17 protein-coding genes are annotated in these 20,829 nt (G+C 55.7%); 4 read left to right on the top strand and 13 right to left on the bottom strand.

What is annotated here, in order from left to right:
- The first annotated feature begins 208 nt into the window (after positions 1-208).
- Positions 209-1,168, top strand: a complete 960-nt coding sequence (locus EDC30_RS01815) for a diguanylate cyclase domain-containing protein (RefSeq protein WP_207907192.1) — start codon at positions 209-211, stop codon at positions 1,166-1,168.
- Positions 1,169-1,198: 30 nt separating this feature from the next.
- Here EDC30_RS01815 and EDC30_RS01810 read toward each other — a convergent pair whose 3' ends face one another.
- The 6 genes from EDC30_RS01810 to EDC30_RS01785 form a co-directional block, all read right to left on the bottom strand.
- On the bottom strand, positions 1,199-3,883 hold the full coding sequence (locus tag EDC30_RS01810) for a bifunctional acetate--CoA ligase family protein/GNAT family N-acetyltransferase (RefSeq protein ID WP_132256711.1): 2,685 nt from the start codon (positions 3,881-3,883) through the stop codon (positions 1,199-1,201).
- A 62-nt stretch (positions 3,884-3,945) separates the two neighbouring features.
- A complete protein-coding gene (locus EDC30_RS01805; protein WP_132256709.1) occupies positions 3,946-5,142 on the bottom strand; it encodes an efflux RND transporter periplasmic adaptor subunit in 1,197 nt (398 codons plus the stop codon).
- A gap of 2 nt (positions 5,143-5,144) precedes the next feature.
- The gene (locus EDC30_RS01800; protein WP_132256708.1) at positions 5,145-7,508 is read right to left on the bottom strand and encodes an ABC transporter permease; all 2,364 of its coding nucleotides are present in this window, start codon (positions 7,506-7,508) and stop codon (positions 5,145-5,147) included.
- On the bottom strand, positions 7,505-8,251 hold the full coding sequence (locus tag EDC30_RS01795) for an ABC transporter ATP-binding protein (RefSeq protein WP_207907198.1): 747 nt from the start codon (positions 8,249-8,251) through the stop codon (positions 7,505-7,507). The genes EDC30_RS01800 and EDC30_RS01795 overlap by 4 nt, the downstream gene beginning before the upstream one ends.
- Before the next feature lie 11 nt (positions 8,252-8,262).
- Positions 8,263-10,929 (bottom strand): magnesium-translocating P-type ATPase, encoded by a 2,667-nt coding sequence (gene mgtA, locus EDC30_RS01790; RefSeq protein WP_165973695.1) that lies wholly within the window; start codon positions 10,927-10,929, stop codon positions 8,263-8,265.
- A gap of 41 nt (positions 10,930-10,970) precedes the next feature.
- The gene (locus EDC30_RS01785; protein WP_132256704.1) at positions 10,971-11,420 is read right to left on the bottom strand and encodes a pyridoxamine 5'-phosphate oxidase family protein; all 450 of its coding nucleotides are present in this window, start codon (positions 11,418-11,420) and stop codon (positions 10,971-10,973) included.
- Positions 11,421-11,616: 196 nt separating this feature from the next.
- Between EDC30_RS01785 and EDC30_RS01780 the strand changes: the two genes are divergently transcribed.
- The 3 genes from EDC30_RS01780 to EDC30_RS01770 all read left to right on the top strand — a co-directional run bounded on the left by EDC30_RS01780 (position 11,617) and on the right by EDC30_RS01770 (position 13,379).
- Positions 11,617-11,970: a hypothetical protein gene (locus EDC30_RS01780; RefSeq protein ID WP_165973694.1), complete on the top strand. Its 354-nt coding sequence runs from the start codon at positions 11,617-11,619 to the stop codon at positions 11,968-11,970.
- Positions 11,971-12,039: 69 nt separating this feature from the next.
- Positions 12,040-12,501 carry a CBS domain-containing protein gene (locus tag EDC30_RS01775; RefSeq protein WP_132256700.1) on the top strand — a complete coding sequence of 154 codons (462 nt, stop codon included), beginning with the start codon at positions 12,040-12,042 and terminating at the stop codon, positions 12,499-12,501.
- A 38-nt stretch (positions 12,502-12,539) separates the two neighbouring features.
- Positions 12,540-13,379 carry a universal stress protein gene (locus EDC30_RS01770; protein ID WP_132256698.1) on the top strand — a complete coding sequence of 280 codons (840 nt, stop codon included), beginning with the start codon at positions 12,540-12,542 and terminating at the stop codon, positions 13,377-13,379.
- A gap of 146 nt (positions 13,380-13,525) precedes the next feature.
- Here the strand turns inward: EDC30_RS01770 and EDC30_RS01765 are convergent, their stop codons facing one another.
- The 7 genes from EDC30_RS01765 to treY all read right to left on the bottom strand — a co-directional run bounded on the left by EDC30_RS01765 (position 13,526) and on the right by treY (position 20,817).
- Positions 13,526-13,780 carry a GIY-YIG nuclease family protein gene (locus EDC30_RS01765; RefSeq protein WP_341539859.1) on the bottom strand — a complete coding sequence of 85 codons (255 nt, stop codon included), beginning with the start codon at positions 13,778-13,780 and terminating at the stop codon, positions 13,526-13,528.
- A gap of 150 nt (positions 13,781-13,930) precedes the next feature.
- Positions 13,931-14,218: an HU family DNA-binding protein gene (locus EDC30_RS01760; RefSeq protein WP_132256694.1), complete on the bottom strand. Its 288-nt coding sequence runs from the start codon at positions 14,216-14,218 to the stop codon at positions 13,931-13,933.
- A 62-nt stretch (positions 14,219-14,280) separates the two neighbouring features.
- On the bottom strand, positions 14,281-14,499 hold the full coding sequence (locus tag EDC30_RS01755) for a hypothetical protein (protein ID WP_243656612.1): 219 nt from the start codon (positions 14,497-14,499) through the stop codon (positions 14,281-14,283).
- Between the two features lie 114 nt (positions 14,500-14,613).
- The gene (locus EDC30_RS01750) at positions 14,614-15,087 is read right to left on the bottom strand and encodes a hypothetical protein (protein ID WP_132256691.1); all 474 of its coding nucleotides are present in this window, start codon (positions 15,085-15,087) and stop codon (positions 14,614-14,616) included.
- Between the two features lie 91 nt (positions 15,088-15,178).
- Positions 15,179-16,168, bottom strand: coding sequence for a methyltransferase (locus EDC30_RS01745; protein ID WP_243656611.1), 990 nt, complete (start codon positions 16,166-16,168; stop codon positions 15,179-15,181).
- Between the two features lie 61 nt (positions 16,169-16,229).
- On the bottom strand, positions 16,230-17,759 hold the full coding sequence (locus EDC30_RS01740) for an iron-containing redox enzyme family protein (RefSeq protein ID WP_243656610.1): 1,530 nt from the start codon (positions 17,757-17,759) through the stop codon (positions 16,230-16,232).
- A 238-nt stretch (positions 17,760-17,997) separates the two neighbouring features.
- Positions 17,998-20,817 (bottom strand): malto-oligosyltrehalose synthase, encoded by a 2,820-nt coding sequence (gene treY, locus EDC30_RS01735; protein WP_132256689.1) that lies wholly within the window; start codon positions 20,815-20,817, stop codon positions 17,998-18,000.
- Positions 20,818-20,829: the final 12 nt, after the last annotated feature.

Here is a 20,829-nt window from a genome sequence, read left to right as displayed (position 1 = left end):
TAAGATCGCATCTTACTTAAAAATACTCTTCGCAAGATGCGCAGCGTCTAGAGCCTGGTAGCTGGCCGGCATGGCAGATTTTTTCAATATTTGAATGTCTAACGTATAGCTGTGGGCAGTCGGGCCAGAGAGGCGAATGTCGTGAAAGCGTCATTGTCCAGACACTCGGCTATTCAGTAAGATGTCGAGGAGCACACCAATAGATTCTATGGATTTGAAAGAATCTTCCATGCGATTAGAACCTTCTCCTTCTCGTCCGCCCACTCATACGCTTGCCGAATCGGATTTGACCAGGGCTTTCAAATGCACGGCCAATGCCGTTTTCGTCACAGACCAGTCAGGGAAAATCGTATGGGTGAATGACGCATTTTGCCGCTTGTCCGGCTATTGCGAAATGGACATCCTTGGGCGCTCTCCCGCGGTGCTGAATTCTGGGCAGCAAAGTCATTTGTTTTACAGCGATTTATGGCATACGATCACGTCGGGAAAACCGTGGCGCGGCATCGTAGTGGATCGACGTAAGGACGGCATGTTGTACACAGTCGATGAGGTTATTACGCCGCTACTAGGCGATGACGGCAACATTACTCACTACATCGCCATTCAGCATGACATAACGCCCCGTTCGCAAGAGCATGAGCAAGAATCCTATCTTGCTTATCACGACGTTCTTACGGGCCTGTCCAATCGCGCTTATTTTCTGAGTAAGCAGCAGCAAGCGATGTTTGAAGCAAAGCGAAACCAGCGTATGGTTGCGGTTCTATTCATCGACTTGGATAAATTCAAAATGATCAACGATACACTCGGGCACGCGACAGGAGATGCATTGCTCGTTGCCGTCGCCGAACGATTGCGCTCTGCTGTCAGAAAGAATGATGTGATTGCTCGATTCGGCGGCGATGAGTTTGCCATCCTGGTGGCGGATATTCACGATATCAACATCATTGTAGCCCTGGCAAAAAAGGTGCTCGATATACTTTCCCAGCAATTTTTACTGGGTGATCACATTGTTCATACCTATGCCAGCGTTGGTATCGCGACTTATCCGAATGATTCTGAAGAACCGGAGGTTTTGCTCACTCAGGCGGACCAGGCGATGTACCGGGCTAAAAAAGCAGGCGGCAACAGGTTTGAACTCTATGCGCCTGCTGTATCCAAAATGCAGTAGTCAAAGCCAACCGATATCGTGGGATGATTCCTATTCACCTGGATGAAGAGGCAGATTCAGCAGCATCGTACTGCCATCGCTGGATGTCTTCGCGTTAAAGCCGAAATGATTCGCCAGCCTCAATAAATTCACATTCGAGCACAGCGTCTCGCCAACCAGCTCCTGAAGACCACGAATGCGGCAATAAGCAATCAGCTTTGCCAGCAAGATCGTCCCCAAGCCCTGCCCTTTCAGATCCGAGCGCACGGTCACAGCAAATTCGGCGCTGATATTGTCGGGATCGGCCACACACCGTGATACGCCGAGGATCTCAACGCTGCCGTCGGCACGCCTTTTTAGCGCGACGAAAGCCATCTCGCGGTCATAATCAATTTGCGTGAGACGTGCCAGGCGAGAGGCATCCAGTTCTCTCATCGCCACGAAAAACCGGTTGTGCACATCTTCGGCACTTAAGGCATGAAAAAAATCGAGATGAGCTAGACCATCTTCCGGTTTGATCGGCCTCACCAAGATCTGCTGGTCATGCCACGTCACGCATTCCTCCAGTTCGGCGGGATATGGGCGAATCGCCAACCGATCCATGCTCTCTGCCCTAGCCGGCTTCACACGAATTCGCGCGTCGAGTGCAATCACGCCGTTTGCATCGGCGACCAGTGGATTGACATCGAGCTCGACGATTTCCGGAATGGCGATGGCCAATTCCGAAATCTGTATCAGAGTGCGATAGATCGCTTCCAAATCGGCGGAGGCGCGGTTGCGATAGCCGCCAAGCAGCCTGGCAATACGCGTGCGACACACCAAGTCTTTAGCCAACACATGGTTGAGTGGCGGCAGCGCAATGGCATGATCCTTGACCACCTCTACTGCCACGCCGCCTTGCCCGAACAGGATGACAGGTCCGAACACGGGATCGGTGGCAATGCCGACAATCAATTCCCGCCCTTCCGGTCGCCGCGCCATGGATTGCACCGAAAATCCCACCAGTCTGGCATCCGGCATCAATTCATGAAGTCGCGACACCATTTTTTCACCCGCCAGGCGCACCGGCCCGGCGTCATCCAGATCGAGGACAACGCCTCCGACATCGGACTTATGGACGATGTCAGGAGATAGTATTTTCAACGCAACCGGAAAGCCAATTTCCTCCGCGGCACGAACGGCCTCGTCAACGGTGCCGACCTCACGTGTCTTGACCACAGGGATGCCATAGCTGGCGAGAACACTCTTGGCTTCGGGCTCGGATAACATCTCGCGTCCGGATGCGAGAGCATGGCGGACCACATTGTATGCAGAATCGCGATTTGTAATGTCAGTAGGTCGAATTGATGATGGCACTTGCATCAACAGTTCCTGATTGCGCCGATAGCGGACCATTTGCATGAAGCCGCGTATGGCGTCTTCTGGCGTATCGTAAGTGGGAACACCGGCCCCGGATAAGGTCCGCCGCGCCGCATGCATCGAATCGCCGCCAAACCAGCAGGACAAGATATTGCGGGACGAGCGCTGCACGAGCGGTGCCAATATGCTGGCGATGTCATCGCTCGGGACGATGGCGGTTGGCGCATGGATCAGCAAGGTCGCATCCACCTTCGGATCCTGCGCCAGAATCTCCATGGTTTTTTCATAGCGTTCGCCTGGCGCATCGCCGATGATATCGACCGGGTTACCGCGCGACCAGTTCGCTGGCAAGATCTGATCCAGTTTCTCCAGGCTTTCCTCGGAAAGCGAGGCCAGGTGCCCGCCTTCGGCTATCAGCGCATCGGTAGCGATGACACCGGGGCCGCCGCCATTGGTCAGGATCGCCAGGCGATCACCGCTCAATGGTCGCATGTGGGCAAGCGTTTCGACGGCAGCGAACAGCTCCTCAGTCGACAAGACGCGCAGCATGCCGGCGCGTCGAATGGCCGCATCGTAGACATCGTCTGCCCCTGCCATGGCGCCAGTATGCGAGCTTGCCGCCTTTGCCCCTTCCGGCAAGCGGCCGGCCTTGATCACAATAGTCGGCTTACTGCGGGCGGCGGCCCGTGCTGCCGACATGAATTTGCGCGCATGGGTAACCGCTTCGATATACAGCAGGATAGCCTGCGTTTCGCCGTCACTGGCAAGGTAATCAAGCAAATCCCCAAAATCCACATCGGCGCTATCGCCCAGCGAAATAAATTTTGAAAAACCGATGCCGCGCGATTTCGCCCAATCGAGCACACCGGTTACCATGGCGCCGGATTGCGAAACGAAGGCGATCTTTCCGGGAATAGCATTCACATGGGCGAAACTGGCATTGAGCTTGATATGAGGCACAAGCAGGCCAACACAATTGGGGCCGAGTATGCGCAAGAGATAAGGCTTGGATGCCGCGAGCATCAGATCTTTCATCGAATTCCCGTGTCTGTCCTTTACTGCTGCCAGGCCTGCGGTCAACACGATCGCCGCCTTGGTGCCGCATTCGCCAAGCTCGCGGATCAATCCGGGCACGGTATCGGGCGGGGTACAAATCAGCGCCAGATCCGGCACTCGCGGCAGCTTTCCAACCCGCGAGTACACTTTCAACCCGGCCAAGGTGCTGTGCCTGAGATTGACGGGAAAAATCTCGCCGGTGAAGCCGCCATCGATCAGATTGTTTAACACCGTCGCGCCCACGCTATGGGCCCTATCCGTTGCGCCGATGACCGCAACCGACCTGGGGTTAAATAAACGGGATAAATTTCGAATGCTCATGATCTAGATGGCTTCCATCGAATAGGAAATATGCAGGCGAGAGACGCGGCAAGGTTTGACAATCACCTTGATGCCACGCTCACGCCCTCCCGAATACGATCATCCGGATGAACGATGACTTGCTCTCCGTCTTTGATGCCCGATATGACTTGCGCCGCCAAGGCATTACGCTGACCTATCTCGAGATGTCGCTTGACAGCCTTGCCCTGCTCAACGACAAATGCCGACCAACCATTGCCATCCCGGAATAATGCGCTTGCAGGTATTTGCAGGACGTTGCTTTCGTCCCAAATGATAAAGCTGGCCTCTACCCGGTATCCGTCACCAAGCCGTTGCCAGCTTATGGGCGCTGAAGTAAAGGCAACGATGACCCATACCCGCTGCTCTTCCACTCCAAGCGCAGAAACTTTAGTGAAAGCTTGCGGCTCGACGACAGTCACCACCCCTTCCAGTAGGCCATTGCCTCCCCAGCGTTCAAATATGACGCGTGTCCCCGGGTGAATTCGGACTGCATCCGCCGACAGGACATCCACCTCCACCTCCAGCGCGTGCGGGTTGCCGATTTCGATCAGAGGCTGGCCGGCAGACACCGTACCTTCGCTCTTGTGCAGTATCTTCAGCAGCCGGCCTGTCTCAGGTGAGAGAACGGCAATTGGCCCGCCGGTTCCGCCGCTGGCGGTATATTTCAAAGCGGTACGTGCTGCGTCAAGTTCATAACGTGCCGTAGCGACTGCGGACCGCGCCGAGCGCAGTTCGGCCGTCCGGCTTTGCGCCGTGGTGATCGCTTGGTCTTCCGCGGCGGCGCTGACATGACCGCTCTGGCGCAAGGAGCGGATACGCTGCAGCTCTTTTTCCGCCAAGCCGGCATTACTTTCCGCTGCACTAACCCGCTGTTCAGCCACGCTGACGTTCGATGCCGCAGCAGCGATGCGGGATTCCGCCTCCGCCCGGCGTCGCGGATCCAGTATCTCGGCGCGTGCGGGCTCTAGTTCCACCAGCGTCTCGCCTCGCTCGACCGCATCACCGACCTCATATCGAACGCGGCGCGCATAACCGGCAACCGGCGCGGTAACTATATAGCGTTCCAGTACACGTGTTCTTCCCTCTTGCTGCACAGTGACCTGGAGCGGTGCGTGGCGAGCCCTGGCGAATTCGATTTCGACAGGTTGCGGGCGAAATCCGATAAAAAGGCTCCAGGCGATTGCAGCCGCGATCAAAACAAGGAAGAAGGTACGGCGCCATTGCGCTGCGGTTTTCATGGCTACTCCGCAGCCTTGAGAACGCCGATCAGGTCAAGCTGATCGAGCCGCCGACGAACGGCCAGGCCGGACAGCAATGCCGACAGCAGCACCACTGCCATCGAAAAGGCATAGGTTTGCGGAACCAGCACGACCGGCACGCGAAACAGGTCATTCTGCATGTTGTGTGCAATGTAATAACACATCAACCTGCCCAGCCAGAGGCCAACGGGAATGGCAAGCAGTGTCAGGATGCCCAGTTCGCCCAGCAAGATGTAGGCGATCTCACCACGAGTAAATCCCATTACCCGCAGGCTGGCCAGCTCGCGCCCCCGTTCGGCGAGCGCAATGCGTGCGCTGTTGTAAATGACGCCAAAGGCAATGATGACGGAAAAGACAGCAGCGATATAAGTAAAAAACAGCATGGTCTCCTGCATCACCCGATGCAGGTTACGGATCTCCTGCATACGCTCAGTGATAGAAGCTACACGCGGCATTTCCTTTAGCTGCGCATACAAGGTATCCAGACGGTCGCGATCGACTTTCAGATAGGCGCCGGACAGTGTCGGACCTTCATGCATGAAACGGTTCAGGGCATGAAGATCCATATAGCCGGAAACACCCAGATACTCTTTCACCAGCCCAACCACGACTGCTTCGCGCACCGGCCGGTTCTGCTCGAGTACTTCGACAATTACCCGGTCGCCGACACGCACATCAAGCAGCGTCGCCAGAAAATCGGTGAGCAGCAGACCGTCCGGCGGCAAGTCAACCGGATGCAGATTGGCGTCCAGCAAGCGCTGCATATCGCCATTCGGCTCCACGCCCTGAATATTCGTACGATAGTGACGAGCGCCATGGCGCAGCCGTACTGGGACGGCCCGGAACACTTCCACGTGCTGCACTTCCGGCAGACCCGATAGATCGAAACGCGCACGATATGCGGTAGGCTCCGTAAAGGTAACCAAGAGGTCCTGGCGTTGCGCCATGCCGAACTGGATATCGACCATGTAGCTCACCGTATCGCGCTGAAACAGGGAAGTCAGAATAATTCCTCCTGCTAAGGCCACACCAAACACGGAAAGCGCCGACTTGATTCGCTGACGCTGGATATGGCGGACAATCATTCTGGCAGGCTGTGTCAGCCAGCGCTTCACCCCCAATTTTTCCAGCCATGTCTCGCGATAGCGCGCCGGCGGCTCGGGACGCATCGCTTGCGCCGGTTTCAGGCTGGCCGCGCGCCATACGGCAAAAACGGTGCCTGCAGCTGCCGCAGCCAGACTTGCCAGGACCGCCTCAATCAAGGTCTCTGGATGCAAGGCGAAGCGTAAATAGGGAAAGTGATAGAACTCCATATAAATACCGGCAAGTGCCTTGCCGAGATACACACCGAGGGCAATGCCGCTCAGCCCACCTGCAAGCACAATCACCGCTACCATTTTCAGATAATGCCAAAGCACTTCCAGATTTCCATAGCCGAAAGCCTTGAGCGTGGCGATCTGCTCGCGCTGCATCGTAATGAGCCTCCCGATCACGACATTCAGTAAAAATGCCGCGATTCCCATGAAAATTACCGGGAATAGGCTTGCCAGCACACCCAGTTGTTGCAGCTCCTGGTCGAGAAAACGGTGTGAGAGCTGGTCCTTGCGCGTATAAGCGCCCTGCCCGCCATAGGGATTCAACAATTCGTCGACATGATCGATGACGCTTTGAACATCCGCGCCCGGACTCAAACTTAGCGTCAGGTCGTTGAATGCCCCGTGCATGTCGTATGCCTGTCCCAGTGCGCGCCGCCCCATCCACATCACGCCATAGCGCTTATAGTCGGGAAAAGCCGATCCGGGTCGCATTTGCTGGACGAATTCCGGAGACAGTGCTGTCCCCACCAGGGTCAGTTCCTGCCTGCGGCCATTGAGAATGGCATAAAAGCGTGCGCCAAGCTGCATGGCGTGTGCCTGCACAAATGGCACGCTCACCACGACTTCGTCGGGCCGGCCGGACAGCGGCATTCGGCCTTCGCGCAAATACAGGGAATTCAGGCCCACGCTGTCGCTCTCCGGAACCGAGACCATCAAGGCCGTCACCGGTTCAGGAAAATCCGGAATAACCAGGCGCACCTGTGCCTTCACTCTGCTTTGAACCTGGCTGACGCCAGGAATATCCTGTATACGCTGTTGCATTGCTTCCGGTCCGCGCTTAAGCGTAACGAATACGTCAGCAAAGCGATATTCCCGGTAAAAGCTCTCCTGCGTTGCCCGCAGCGCATCCAGCGTGCTCAGAAACATGACGAAGGTGGCGACGCCGCATGTCACCACCAGAGCAATAGCCGCCGCCTGGCTCTTCATTTGACCAAGGTCGCGCCAAAGCTTGCGGTCCAGTGCGTTCACCAGCTCAGCTCCCTGGCGGCTTTCTTGTGCTCATTGTGCTCGATGCGGATCACAAGCCCATCGCCAAAATAGATGACGCGGTCCGCCATCGCAGCAATGACCGCGTTATGCGTGATTACGACTGTCGTCGTGCCAAGTTCCCGATTAACTCGGGCAATCACATCGAGGACCATCACGCCGGTCTGGGCGTCAAGAGCACCGGTCGGCTCGTCGCACAGCAGCACTTGCGGGCGCTTCGCGACGGCGCGGGCAATGGCGACGCGCTGCTGTTCGCCACCGGACATCTGGGCGGGAAAATGATCGAGTCGTTCACCCAGGCCCACCAGCGTAAGCGCTTCTTCCGGCGACATGGGATTGACGGCAATTTCCGTCACCAACGCTACGTTTTCCCGCGCGGTCAGGCTGGGAATGAGATTGTAGAACTGGAAGACGAAGCCAATGTGGTTGCGGCGGTATTGTGTCATGGAAGCGTCATCTTCCAGATTCAGGGTGCTTCCGGCATAGCGCAACGTTCCGCTGGTCGGCGAATCGAGCCCGCCCAGGATATTCAGCAACGTCGACTTCCCGCTTCCTGAGGGGCCGAGAAGTACAACCATCTCACCGGCATACAGGTCGAGGTCAACACCGCGCAAAGCTTGGACTTGCACGTCTCCCATCTGATACACCTTGGTCAGCCCGCGCGCCTCGAACATCGGCTTGCTTATGGCTCCGCGAGGAGGATCTCGTGTATTCGTGATGAGCATCTCTGGCACGGTCACCTGCTCCTAGATCGAGTCCCTACACTTGGAAAATTGTGAGTCGCACTGCTTAAGTCGAAACGCTTGTAAAACATTTTCTTAGCGATTTCTGCCACAACCAGATACACCAAAACCAGCAGCCCAAGCATGCCGTAATACAACAAGGGCAACTCAACAAACCCTAAATATCTTCCTACGCTTAAATTCGGAATGAGTATGGAAATTATGAGGATAACTAACGACGTCAAAATCAATGCTGGATGCGGTCGACTTTGAATTGGACTCAATCTGGTTCTGATAATGAAGATCACCAATATTTGCGTTGCCAACGACTCAATAAACCATCCTGTCTGAAAAGTTTGTGCATTAGCGTGCAATATTTGAAACAGGAAATAAAATGTCAGAAAATCAAAAAACGAACTGAGTGGTCCCATCACCAGCATAAAATTGAACAAGAATCGCATATCCCATTTTTGTGGAATGAGCATTTCTCGCCTATCTACCTGATCAAAAGGGAGGACGGTGCCGGCCAGGTCATACAGGATATTATTCAGAAGGATTTGCACTGGAAGCATCGGCAAAAATGGAAGAAAGACCACGGCACCAGCCATGCTGAACATGTTGCCGAAATTCGAACTGGCTCCCATCATGATGTACTTGCGCACGTTACTAAAGGTGCGCCGCCCTTCCAGGATGCCTCCTGCTATCACCCCCAAGTCATGCTTGAGCAAGATAAGGTCCGCTGCTTCCCTCGCTACATCCACCGCCTTATCCACCGAGATTCCGACATCGGCGTTGTGAAGTGCCGGCGCATCGTTGATTCCATCTCCCAGGTAGCCGATAACATGCCCACTAGCCTTCAAAGCCAGGATGACACGGTTTTTTTGCATGGGGCTGACACGACAAAACAGGTCTGCCGTTTCAACGCGAGCACGCAGCGCCGCATCATCCATTTGAGCAATCTCGTGCCCCATAACGACGCCGGACGCAGGCAGTTTCAACTGCTTGCATATGTATTCAGTCACGAGTTCACTATCGCCGGTCAACACCTTTACCTTGACCGCATAATGAGCCAGTTTTTCTAGAGCGGCTGTTGCGCTGCTTTTTGGCGGGTCCAGAAAGGCTAGAATACCTAGTAAAGTTAGTTCGTCTTCATCATCCAGCCTGGCATGATCCCGTATGACCGGCATCTCTTTGATTGCCACAATCAGGGTACGGAACCCATCTCTTTCCAACGCAGTCAACTGTGTGTTTACTTGTGCCAACCGTTGCGCGTCCATAGGCACGGCCTGGCTGTCCAAATCTTCCCCGCCCATCCAGACCAGAGTGCAATGCGCCAGGACGTCCGATGGGGCGCCTTTCAAGATTAGCCAGCGGCGCTCGCCCTCTTGAACGCCATGGGATAGCAGCACTGACAGCCGGCGCCGCTCGAAGTCAAATGGCACTTCATCTATTTTCCGCCAGGCAGAGGCATCGATCGATTCATGGGCAAGCACCGCGTCTTCCATCGGTGTCCGCACCCCGGATTCAAAAAAACAATTCAGCCATGCATACAGCAACACAGATTCATTGGAATTTCCATGGATATCGAGATGGCGCTCAAGCCGGATACTTCCCTCTGTTAGCGTGCCGGTCTTATCCGTGCAAAAGATATCGATTGCTCCGAGATCGTGGATCGCAGACAAACGCTTCACCACCACATGCTTTTGAGACAGGCGCAAGGCGCCGCGTGTCAACGTGACGGTAACAATCATAGGAAGCAGTTCTGGCGTCAGTCCAACCGCGAGTGCCAGCGCAAATAGGAAAGATTCAAGAAGCGGCCTGTGCGTGAGCAGGTTGACTAAGACAACAAAGGCAATCAGCACCGAGGTAATGCGCAGGATCAGCCTGCCAAACTGGTGAATCTCCTGTTCAAATGCAGTCTGTACCCTTTGTCCAGCGACGGCTTGCGCCACGTGCCCGATTGCAGTGCGAGAACCTGTCGCGCAAATGAACACGGTCGCCTGGCCTGACACCACGCTGGATCCCATAAATACTGCATTTTCTGCGGCTTGCAATTCATCAGTTGCGGGGATCGAATGAGAGTTTTTTTCAACCGGATAGGCTTCACCTGTAATTGCGGCTTGCTGTACAAAGAAGTCCTGAGCGGTCAGCACACGGCCATCTGCGGGCACCAATTGGCCGGCGCGCAATAACACGATATCGCCGGGCACAATGGTTTGAGCGTCGACTTCCTGTAGTTTTCCGCCTCGAAGCACAGAAGCGCGCAGTGCGACCGATTGCTTCAGCATTTCCGCAGTTTTTCCAGCACGATATTCCTGGATAAAGTCTAGTAATACGCTAAGCAAAACCATCGTGGCGATGATCGCGGCGCTGATATCGTTACCGGTTGCGGCAGATATCGCCCCTGCAAACAATAGAAGCAAAACTAATGGATTATTGAATCGGTGAAGGAACTGCAGCAAAATGTGGGGAGGCGGCACATCGCGAAAACTGTTTTTACCATAGCATGCAAGCCGCTCCTGTACCTGCGAAGGTGTTAACCCTTCACTGCTTGCTTCAACGGCAGCCATATTCTCTTCAATCGGATATCGCCACCAGGGATATCCGCCATCGACGAATTCTCCTCGCCCAAAACGGATGGCATGACGAGATGCTAAACGTGATTCGGAGTGGCTTTGCATGGGAAATGATGAACAGTTGGAAGCGCATCCCCAAAAGAGATTTACACCTTTACGAGTTCCGTATGGCCGAACCCTTTCGAATAGTCCAGAATAGAAACAACTTGCGGGGAGATCTTGAGAAACGCCACCTGGTCTTGCTGACCAGTTTCGGCCCATTCCATCGCCTGCGGAAAGCGGGCTATCAAACAAGCAATCGCTCGCTGAATATCCTGTGGATCGCTCAGAATTTCAGCAACGCCGCCAATCGATACCCCCCTAATCTGGCTCCAATCCTTGTAGTCATTATTGATTGTCAAAGATACCTTATTATTCTGCCGAATATTCTGCACTTTCTGACTAGTTCGTCCTATGCCAACGTAGACGTTCAAGCCATCGAAGGCAAAGCTCACAGTTGTTGCCTGCGGATAGCCATCCGGCCTAATTGTTGCAAGGGTGAGATCTTTGGCATTCGCCATGATGTTGGCGATGAAATCCTTGTCGACTTGTTCCATTGCAGCGCTCCTAGCCAAATAACGATGCTTCGACTTGCGAGTGGCTCGCCGAGCCATCATTCATTGTCAGACACCGCCATTTTTTTAATGAGAGAGCAGAATCGCCTTTGATACGGGTCAAGTGTATGGTTGTTCCCGCTTTTACTATCGCCTCTGTTGCCCAGGCCAATGCTTTCAGGCTCCCGCAGCTATCGGTATGGCGGCCGAACCACAGGTTGCTGCGTTCGCACGTCAGCCGGCCCTCCCTGAAAATATGCTAAAAAGTGGTGCGCGCAGCCTGAATGCGTACGCTGCGAATGGCGGCTGGACGGCGCTGTGCCTGGCCGTTTCCATAGCGTCCCATGACATCGTTGCCAGGATCGTCTCTTCCAGATTGCGAGGACGTGGCTGGAATCATCCCGATTTTCATCATCCCGATCTGATGATCAACCGCGTGACATCGCCTTTCCAAGACCGCATCGTGAAGTCGTCCGAATACAAGGTGACAGCGGTACAAGTCACACCTCTGCACCAGATAAACGGGCGCGTGCCGGCATCGTCTGCTGGTTAACCTATCTCAACCGGTTCTAGGTAAGAGCGTACAAACTGAATATACCTGACCCATTCCCTGGAGACGATCATGGGGGAAACATTGAATGTTGGAGAAATATGTAATCGTGCCGTGGTGTTTGCGACCGAAGACATGAGTGTCAAGGAAGCGGCAGATCTCATGCGCACTGAACACGTCGGCAGCCTTGTAGTAGTGCGAGATGCGGAAATCGGCCGCATTGTCATTGGCATGGTGACGGACCGTGACATCGCCATTGTTGCGGTGGCGCGAGAATTCGATCCTCAGACATTACGTGTCGGCGACATCATGAGCGCGGATCTCGTCACTGCCAGAGTAGAAGATTCCATCAGCGATGTACTCTCCATGATGCGTGCTCATGGCGTGCGCCGCATTCCTGTCACCTCGGAGAATGGCGTGCTCATTGGCATTGTCACGCTGGATGACTTGCTGGATATTTTGGCAGAAGAAATGCGCGGCTTTGTTCAAGCCATCGAAAGCGCACAAAAGCATGAACGACGTATGAGAGTGTAAAAATACCTTTGCAGCAACGCCGACTCTAAGGAGGCCTTATGTCATTTAAGACGATTCTGGTTCATATCAATGAGTCAAGACACCTTCAAAAAAGAGTCGATATCGCTGTCAAACTGGCGAAAGACTACAATGCGACCTTAATTGGAGTGGTGGCAACAGGAGTATCCCAATACTTCGTCGAAACGCTGGCACTTAGCCCGGACGATTCCACTGTCCTTCCTTATTTGAATTCATTTAGGGAGCGTGGCGAGAATTTGTTGGAACAGTTTAGGCTTTCGATTCACCAACTGAACGCCGGTCAGCTCGAGACCCGCCTGGTCGACGATGAGCCGTTAGGCGGGATGAGTTTACACGCCAGATATGCCGATCTCGTTGTATTGGGGCAGTTTGATCCTGAAGACCCGGCCCAGAACGGGCAAGCCTATCTGCCGGAATATGTGGCCATGAATGGCGGGTGCCCGGTTTTATTGGTTCCGCATTCGAGCATGGTGGCTACCATCGGCGAACGCGTGTTAATAGCCTGGAACGGCAGCCCGGAGGCTAAACGCGCCGTCTTCGCCGCCCTTCCGATACTTCAAAGCGCAAAAGCCGTGGAAGTCGTGACATTCATCACGTATGGCCAAATGGAAGCGATTGGAACCCACCCTGCGACTGATCTTGCCACGTATCTTGCCCGTCATGGCATTGTTGCCCAAGTAGTAGAAGACAATAGGGTGACTGATATCGGGGAAGCATTGCTGTCGATAGCATCGAATTTTTCAGCGGACCTGCTCGTGATGGGCTGTTATGGCAACTCAAGGATGCGCGAGCTGCTGTTGGGCGGGGCTACGCGGAGGATTTTTCAATCGACCACTGTACCTGTACTATTAATGCACTAGCGAAGCAGTTGCATACCGACTCAAGCCACGCGCGATTCATCGACATGCAGCGACCTGCGATAAGCTCGGCGAGCAAGGCTGCAGGAACCGGCACGATCCAGATAATGCCAATTGCAAGGCGAATGCCCGTCATGACAGGACAAAGCCTAGATATGTTGAACTTCCGCCAACTCAATACCTTTAGCTATCCACATGCGCTTTTGTTTCGCCGGTAGCTTCTTGAATTCGTATTCGGCTTTGGAAGCGATTGATCGGTTCGGATACCGAACGGCCAAGAGCAGTTCACGTGGCTTATGTGCCCGGGTGTACTTCGCCCCTTTTCCACTCATATGCGCCTGGAACCTGCTCGCCACGTCGACTGCTATACCGGTATAGATACTCCCGTTATCGCATTCGATCATATAGAGAAACCAGGGAGTGTCGTCGGAATGGGCCATTCAATAACCAGGCGTCTTTCCAATCATGGCGGGAATCGAACGCTTAAATGCAGAAAAAAAGAAGTGTCAGTGCTAAAAAAATTAGAGGCTGGAATACCAGCCTCTTGAACTACCTTACTTGACCTTGAACTTCTGGACGGTTTCTTTAACGCCCGGAGAGGCCTTGAAACGCACGCTATTGGAAGCCTTGATCTTCAACGGCTCGCCAGTTTGCGGGTTGCGAGCAGTGCGTGCTGCACGTTTAGAGACGGTGAAGGTACCAAAGCCAGCCACGGAAGCACGGCCTTCCTTCTTCAACTGTTGGGCGATGCCGGCGAAGATACCGTCATAGATCTGCTGCGCTTTAGCTTTCGGCAAATCATGTTCAGCTGCGATGCTCGCAATAATTTCTGCTTTACTCATTTTCTCACTTTAAAAAATACCCTTTCGGGCGACAATCAATTCCTCGGCCTGGGGCCAGGAGTTTATTTCTTTGCTGCGTTCTCAATAGCCAGACAAATGCGAACCATTTTTTCAATGACCTCGCCTTGGCTCGATGCACCCATTGATTCCTTCAGGTGCGCCAAGCCTGTAGCGGTTTCATTCGTTACAGGCACATTGATAAATTTAAGTTTAGCTTCAGGTAATGACGTTTTGATAGGTCTTGGCATGGTTAACTTTCTCGTCCGTTGTAAATAAGCCATACAATCTCACCCGGATTGTACCTTTGATGAAGATATTAGCGAAATCATGCAATGCCTGCCCTGTCGGAAGGATGCCGGTATTGCAGTCGTCTGAGTGACTTATTCGGAAGTGAGTTATTCGGTAATGGCTTTGTTAACCCAGGCGATGGCGCTAGCGCGCGTAAGCGCAAAATTCGGCTCGACCCGTTTGCTGACAAGCTCATTGCCCTGGTCGTCGATGGCCTTGAGTATGCCGTAGGCTTCGTATTCGTCCGGGATAATGGTGAGCGTGACGGTCAGTGCCGCATCGCCGGCCGTGATCACCACGCTCTTGTTGAGCGTGGCGTGCAGTTGCTGTTCATGGCGGCGCAGCACCTCGGAGGCGGTTTTCACCAGCGTGGAAAAAGCATTGGCGTCGAGCGGCTTGGGATTCTTCTTGTCCCGCCCCATGGTCCAGGGCCCGACCAGCGCCGGTTCGGACTGTCCATCCTTGAACATCGCTACGGCCCAGCCATCGTCGTCTTCGTTCTTGATGACCCGTGCGGTCCAGCCGTCGTCCTTCCAGAGACGGGCTTCATAAATGGGGGAATCGGAATCGTGGTCAGTCATGATAGTGGCAGCTTCGCTATACCGTGGAATCTGCCTGGCTTCAGGCTTCCACCAGTGATGGGACTGCGCGCACTGTCATGTCCGCAAGTGCTTAATCGCGCCTTGTGACCGTCAGAACAACCGCAGCAATCCGGTCAGCCGTATTATAGGCCGGCTCTTCCAACTCTTCACCGAATACATCCGGATCGATCTCGCGATAACTCCAGTCGAGACCTGAACCGTCAAGCAGCCTTTGCGCAATGGACCGGAATTGATCCTGGCCGTTGACGATCGCTACGCCTGTATAGAGCAGCAAGCTTCCGCCTAGGGCGAGTCTTTGCATGGCTTGCCGGATGATGGCCACGGATAAGCCTTCACCCAAGTGGCCGCCGCCGTGTCGATAAGTGCGTTCTGAAGAATCAAGGAGATAAGGCGGATTGGCGATGATTAAATCGAATTCGCCGGCGACACCGGTTAGCAGATCGCTATGCATGGCCGACACGTTTTCGGTGCCGGCCAGCGCCGCATTGATCGCGGTATATCGTAGCGCCCGCGCATTGATATCCACGCCGATGACTTCTGCGTCGGGCGAATGCAATGCCATCGAGATGGCCCCGGGGCCGGCGCCGCAGCCGATGTCCGCTGCGCGCCGTATCGGCTGCATGGAACGGGCAACATGCTCCTCAAGCGCGGAGATGAAACGATAGGTGTCGGGACCGAAGAAGACGGCGTCGCTGGCGGTAGTCGGATAAGCCGAGTGGATAAACAGCTTGTCATTCAGCGAAGACACGCGAATCAGGCTACGCCAGCCTTCTCCGTGCGGCTCCAGCGCTTCGGCCCTGTGCAGCAAGTCGAACACGCTACGGGGTAACAACTCCTTGCCAAACGGGCGGCTCCAGCCCAATACATCTTCAAGACGAGTTGCCCACTCATTGCCTGCACGCTTGTTAACACGCGCATGGGTGGCTGGACTGACGGTCACGAAGCGGTAACCCTCAGCCTTAACGATTCGTGCCAATTCGAGCAGTGCCGCATCCCTGGCATCCCGCTGCGCAGCTGGCGGCATAACATGCGTAGCTGGTAAAACGTATGCTGCATCCATGTTTCAATTCCTGAAATTATTGTTATGTCGTGCCTTGTCGAGCCTATGCCGGATGCAGGGATTACGCCTGAAACAGGCGTGAAAATATCCGCGTTGCCATCAGGCCGGGTGCGGTGTGATGCGTTTCGGGAGACATCAGTTCGATCAGCGTGGTCATCATTTCCTCCTGGCTGGACGATGCTGCAAGCCGTTGTTCCAGCTCTCTCAGGTCGGCGTTGAAATCATTCGCATCGTTGGGCATTTGATGCCTGATATGGGTACGCATGACGCCACGCACCGGAAATCCTTGCGGCGGCGCATTACGCCCCTGATCAAGCAGACCGCGCAGTCGCTGCTGGGCACGGAAAGTCAGCTGCCGGGGCGGCCCGCCCTCTTCCGGCGCCCGTTTTTCCGTTATCCAGTCGCCGCCAATCCAGTCGTGGATCAGCTGCTGTTCGTAAGCATTGAATACGCCGAACATCGCCGCCCGTTCTCCCTGGATGAGCTTCCAGAAACGGCTGTTCTGCGGATCCTGGTGGCGTTTGATCCATCCAGTCTGCTCCAGGCTTGCCAGAAACGCCGGCAGTTGGCCCGGCGCACTCAGCCAGTCATTGACTGTACGGCCGCCGACCCGGCAGTAATCCGAGTGCAGATGCGCTCCGACAGCAGCCTTGGAGCCCAGGACAGTCAATAGCTCGCGCTCAAGATCGAAAGAACGGATCGCGGAGATGGTATCGATTCCAAGCAGATTGAGCTTGTAGCCGTTGATCATGCGCCGATAGAAATCACGGCGGTCCGCCACTTGCGGCATGGCGTTCATTACGCTTTGCAGCGCCTTGTTTGCATGCCCGGTTGCGGCATTGTCGACCGTGACATGAAGCGTGAAGTAATACGGATCGATGCCAAGCTCGTCGAGCTCATAAGAGGTAATCAATAAATGCAGCGGCAATTGCTCGTAGCCGAGATTGAATCCGATGACCTCGGGCAGGAAATCTGCGGCATGATGCGCAAGCGCCAGTTGTATCGCGCCCTGGACGAAATACGCATCATCCAGCGCATTCCAGCGCTCGCAGCCATGGCTCGACAACAGCTTGCGGTAGAGAACCACGTGGTTTTTGTCAGGCAGACCTTCTCCGAGCTCTTCCAGGTAAATGCGAATCAGGGTGGCGAACCGGGCATCGTTCCAGCGCTGCAACAGTCCATAGAGCCAGGCGCCGTCGACAAGCTTGGTTGGCGCCACGGCATTCAGGAAATACTGCGCGTGCGATTTGTTTGCGAAATATTGCCTTGATCCTCCCGCCTTCCGGAAAGCCAGGTAGCTGCGGTATTGTTGCCCGACTTTGGCGGAATTTTGCTCCATCCATTCAGGAAGAAGTTCGATTGCTGCCGGCAAATCACATGCCAATGCCGACGCTCGTTTCAGCTGTTCCTCCAGGAACAAATGTGAACGCTGCAAGAGCCCTGTTGCATCGTCTTCGCCGGACAGCTTATTTTGCTGCATTAGGTCGTTATACAGGGCCTTGACAACCGCGTGGCCCAGCTGGCGGTTGCCGGAAATCGTGTGCAGCCTGGGAGAGGATATAGCCTCTGTAGTATCAATAGTCAGGTTCATCCTCGGTATCGAATTTACTTTCTGCATGACCGTTTCGTCGTATGACAAGATGCCAAATCACGAGAGATTCAGCCAGTTGATTGCAAGCTTCGTGGCATTGATACGAAGTTGGACTTGTCGTTTGATTATGATGCGTGCAGAAAATATTGGTATAGGCGTCCAACTCGATTTCATGTGAGACATCGCTTACATGTGAGTCCGTTTTTTAAGCGGAATTCCCGCAATCGCCTGGATGGCTTCACACAACGGTTCCTATAAGAACCGCAACCGGCAACTGTTCCAATAGACGGGACAGCGGCAAGCGTCCCGTTTCGGGTTGCATCATCGTGCCTGAAAGAACCTCCTGCAGGCCGCCCTTGACCTCACATTCATCACTGAGCACCACCGCGCTGTCTTGCCTGGCGTCCGCAGGTACATGCGGAAACTCTGCGTGCCCCATCAGTCCCGCAGGTAAATGCGCCGCGACCACGATCACCACCCGCTGCTGGTAGCGCCGGCAGTACGCCAGCGCATGGCGCGCCATCGGACCTTCGACTGCCAATGGCTCATAGTCGCCTTGAAAAAACAGCGGTGCTTCTTCCGCGCGCAAGGCCAGTAACTTGCGGATGATTTGCTGCTTGAGTCTTCCTTGCTCCCAGCCTGGCGCAGCACGCAAGGATTCGCCCCTGTCAGCCGCCAGCGCTTGTTCGCGCGCCGCATAGTCGACCGGGCGACGGTTATCCGGATCCACCAGGCTGAAGTCCCAGAATTCGGTTCCCTGGTACAGGTCTGGCACGCCGGGGCATGTCAGTCGCATGACGGTTTGTGCCAGGCTCTTGGCCGCCCCTGCGGGGGCAATGCGCCTGACCCAGGCCACCAGACGCGGCAGAAACGCGTTGTGCGATCCCGCCTGCAGGATATCGCGCAGGAAGCGCGCACAGGCTTCCTCATATGCCTGGTTAGGCAGCACCCAGTCGCTGACCTGCTTGGCTTCGCGCAGCGCCTTGGTCTGCCATTGCTGCAGCCGCTCCTCAAGCGCCCGGATGCCGGCTTCATCATCCGCTTTCAGTCCGAGCGGCCAGGCTCCCACCAGCATCTGGTACAGCATCAGCTCGTCGGCCGGCTGCGGTGCAATGCAAGCCGGCGCACCATCTTCCGGCGGCACTTCGCTGCGCAATGGCGCATTCTCTTTCATCCATTCGCGCACTTCGCGGGCCCATTCCTCGTGCAGTTCGCTCAGGACCGCAATGCGGGTGCGGACGTCTTCTCCGCGCTTGTGGTCATGCGTGGCGGTGGCCAGCAGCGCATGCGGAAAACGTTCCGCGCGCAAGCGGTTGGCGGCATGGAATTCATCGACGGTAATGCAGAACTGGCCGGGATCAGAGCCGACTTCATTGCGAGACAACAGCCGGCCGTAGCGGTAGAACGCGGTATCTTCGACCGACTTGGCCGACAGCGGCGGCGTCAATTGCTGAAAGCGCGTGATCGCGCGCTGGTGCAACTGGCGCACCCGCGGATTGGCATGTTCACGCGGCGCATCGCCGCCCAGCCAGCGCGCCAGCACGTCCAGCAGCGGCACTTCGGTGCGCTCGACGCTGGTGCGGGCACGCTCGAGCGCGTGCTCGATTACCTCCTGGTCCAACTCGTCGCGCCCGTTACTGTCGGCATAAGTGCGGTAAACCGGGAAATGCACCAGCAACTCGGTGAATACGCGGCGGATAGCGGCGAGCGAATAATCTCGCGTACGCAGGTCGGTTCGCGCCACGGCATGCAGCGCACGTGACGCCGACTCGAATTCGCCGGCGAGGTTGTTCGCCAGTAGCTGGCGGCGCGCCTGTTGCACCTCGTGCAGGAAATCCCGGTCCTGCCCGGTCAACTCGCTCCACAGCGCGGTCAGCGGCGCTTCGCCTTCGCAGTCGTGCAGCACGGCGCCGACGCGGTCCATGAAGTCGTAACCGCTGGTGCCGTCGATTTCCCAGTTGCCGCGCAATTGCTCATCCGCGCCAAGAATCTTTTCCACCACGATGTAGGCCGGCGCAGGCGGTAGCTCTGCAGGTCTCTGCATGGACAATGCCTGCAGGCGCGCACGCAGCTTGCGGCAATAGGCGCCGGGGTCAGCCAGGCCATCGACGTGATCGACGCGCACGCCATCGATCAGGCCTTCGGTGTAGAGCCGGAATATCAGTGCATGCGTGGCTTCGAACACGTCGTCCTGCTCGACCCGCACGCCGGCCAGGTCGGTCACCTCGAAAAAACGCCGCCAGTTGATGCCGTCCGCTGCGCAACGCCACCATGCCAGGCGGTAATGCTGACGCTCGAGCAGGCGATGCAAGGCATCGAAGCCGTCTGGTGTCGTAGCGTCGAAAGCCTGTAGCGCTGTATTGATGTCGGCAATGCCTTCGGCGGTCTCGGCCAGCGCGCGCAGCTGGGCGAAACCGACGTCGGCCGGCTGCAGCGACATTTCGCCCTCTTCGTTCTGGTCAACATGGAAAGCCGAGATCACCGGAGCAAATCGCGGCGTCTCTACGCTATTCAGGATATCGCTGTAACTGGCAGGCGTAATCGGAAAGCGGTGCGCATAATAACTGATGAAGAACTTGCCGCGCCTGGTGTCGAATTCGAGCTTGATGTCGCCGGCTGCGAGCACTTCGCCGTAGGGCTGTCCCAGGAACGGCGCCATCACCTTGCCGTGCAGGCTCTCGTCGGCGGGCTGCCAGTCGATGTCGAACCAGCGTGCGTACGGGCTCTGCCGGCCCCATTCCAGCACATGCTGCCACCAGGGATTTTCCGGGCCGACGCCCATGTGGTTGGGCACGATGTCGAGGATCAGCCCAAGGCCTGCCTCGCGCAGCCGGGCGACCAGCCGGCGCAAACCATCCTCGCCGCCCAGCTCGGGATTGATGCGGGTCGGGTCGACGATGTCGTAGCCGTGCGTCGAGCCGCTGCGCGCCGTCAGGATCGGCGAAGCATAGAGGTGGCTCACGCCCAGCCCGGCATAGTACGGCACCACGCGGATGGCGTCGTCGAAAGTAAAATCCTTGTGCAACTGCAGGCGGGCGGTCGCCCGTGGAATCGTCATGCAAGTTCTCCT

The sequence above is a fragment of the Paucimonas lemoignei genome, from assembly GCF_004342585.1.
In the GTDB taxonomy this organism is placed as follows: domain Bacteria; phylum Pseudomonadota; class Gammaproteobacteria; order Burkholderiales; family Burkholderiaceae_D; genus Paucimonas; species Paucimonas lemoignei.
Note: the sequence above shows the minus strand (reverse complement) of the source record. Positions and strands in the feature narration are given on the sequence as shown.

What these genes read in the sequence shown, in the direction of transcription:
- EDC30_RS01815 (WP_207907192.1), top strand. Translation starts at nt 209, where the DNA reads ATGGATTTGAAAGAATCTTCCATGCGATTAGAACCTTCTCCTTCTCGT.
- EDC30_RS01810 (WP_132256711.1), bottom strand. Translation starts at nt 3,883, where the DNA reads ATGAGCATTCGAAATTTATCCCGTTTATTTAACCCCAGGTCGGTTGCG.
- EDC30_RS01805 (WP_132256709.1), bottom strand. Translation starts at nt 5,142, where the DNA reads ATGAAAACCGCAGCGCAATGGCGCCGTACCTTCTTCCTTGTTTTGATC.
- EDC30_RS01795 (WP_207907198.1), bottom strand. Translation starts at nt 8,251, where the DNA reads ATGCTCATCACGAATACACGAGATCCTCCTCGCGGAGCCATAAGCAAG.
- mgtA (WP_165973695.1), bottom strand. Translation starts at nt 10,929, where the DNA reads ATGCAAAGCCACTCCGAATCACGTTTAGCATCTCGTCATGCCATCCGT.
- EDC30_RS01785 (WP_132256704.1), bottom strand. Translation starts at nt 11,420, where the DNA reads ATGGAACAAGTCGACAAGGATTTCATCGCCAACATCATGGCGAATGCC.
- EDC30_RS01780 (WP_165973694.1), top strand. Translation starts at nt 11,617, where the DNA reads ATGGCGGCCGAACCACAGGTTGCTGCGTTCGCACGTCAGCCGGCCCTC.
- EDC30_RS01775 (WP_132256700.1), top strand. Translation starts at nt 12,040, where the DNA reads ATGGGGGAAACATTGAATGTTGGAGAAATATGTAATCGTGCCGTGGTG.
- EDC30_RS01770 (WP_132256698.1), top strand. Translation starts at nt 12,540, where the DNA reads ATGTCATTTAAGACGATTCTGGTTCATATCAATGAGTCAAGACACCTT.
- EDC30_RS01765 (WP_341539859.1), bottom strand. Translation starts at nt 13,780, where the DNA reads ATGATCGAATGCGATAACGGGAGTATCTATACCGGTATAGCAGTCGAC.
- EDC30_RS01760 (WP_132256694.1), bottom strand. Translation starts at nt 14,218, where the DNA reads ATGAGTAAAGCAGAAATTATTGCGAGCATCGCAGCTGAACATGATTTG.
- EDC30_RS01755 (WP_243656612.1), bottom strand. Translation starts at nt 14,499, where the DNA reads ATGGCTTATTTACAACGGACGAGAAAGTTAACCATGCCAAGACCTATC.
- EDC30_RS01750 (WP_132256691.1), bottom strand. Translation starts at nt 15,087, where the DNA reads ATGACTGACCACGATTCCGATTCCCCCATTTATGAAGCCCGTCTCTGG.
- EDC30_RS01745 (WP_243656611.1), bottom strand. Translation starts at nt 16,168, where the DNA reads ATGGATGCAGCATACGTTTTACCAGCTACGCATGTTATGCCGCCAGCT.
- EDC30_RS01740 (WP_243656610.1), bottom strand. Translation starts at nt 17,759, where the DNA reads ATGAACCTGACTATTGATACTACAGAGGCTATATCCTCTCCCAGGCTG.
- treY (WP_132256689.1), bottom strand. Translation starts at nt 20,817, where the DNA reads ATGACGATTCCACGGGCGACCGCCCGCCTGCAGTTGCACAAGGATTTT.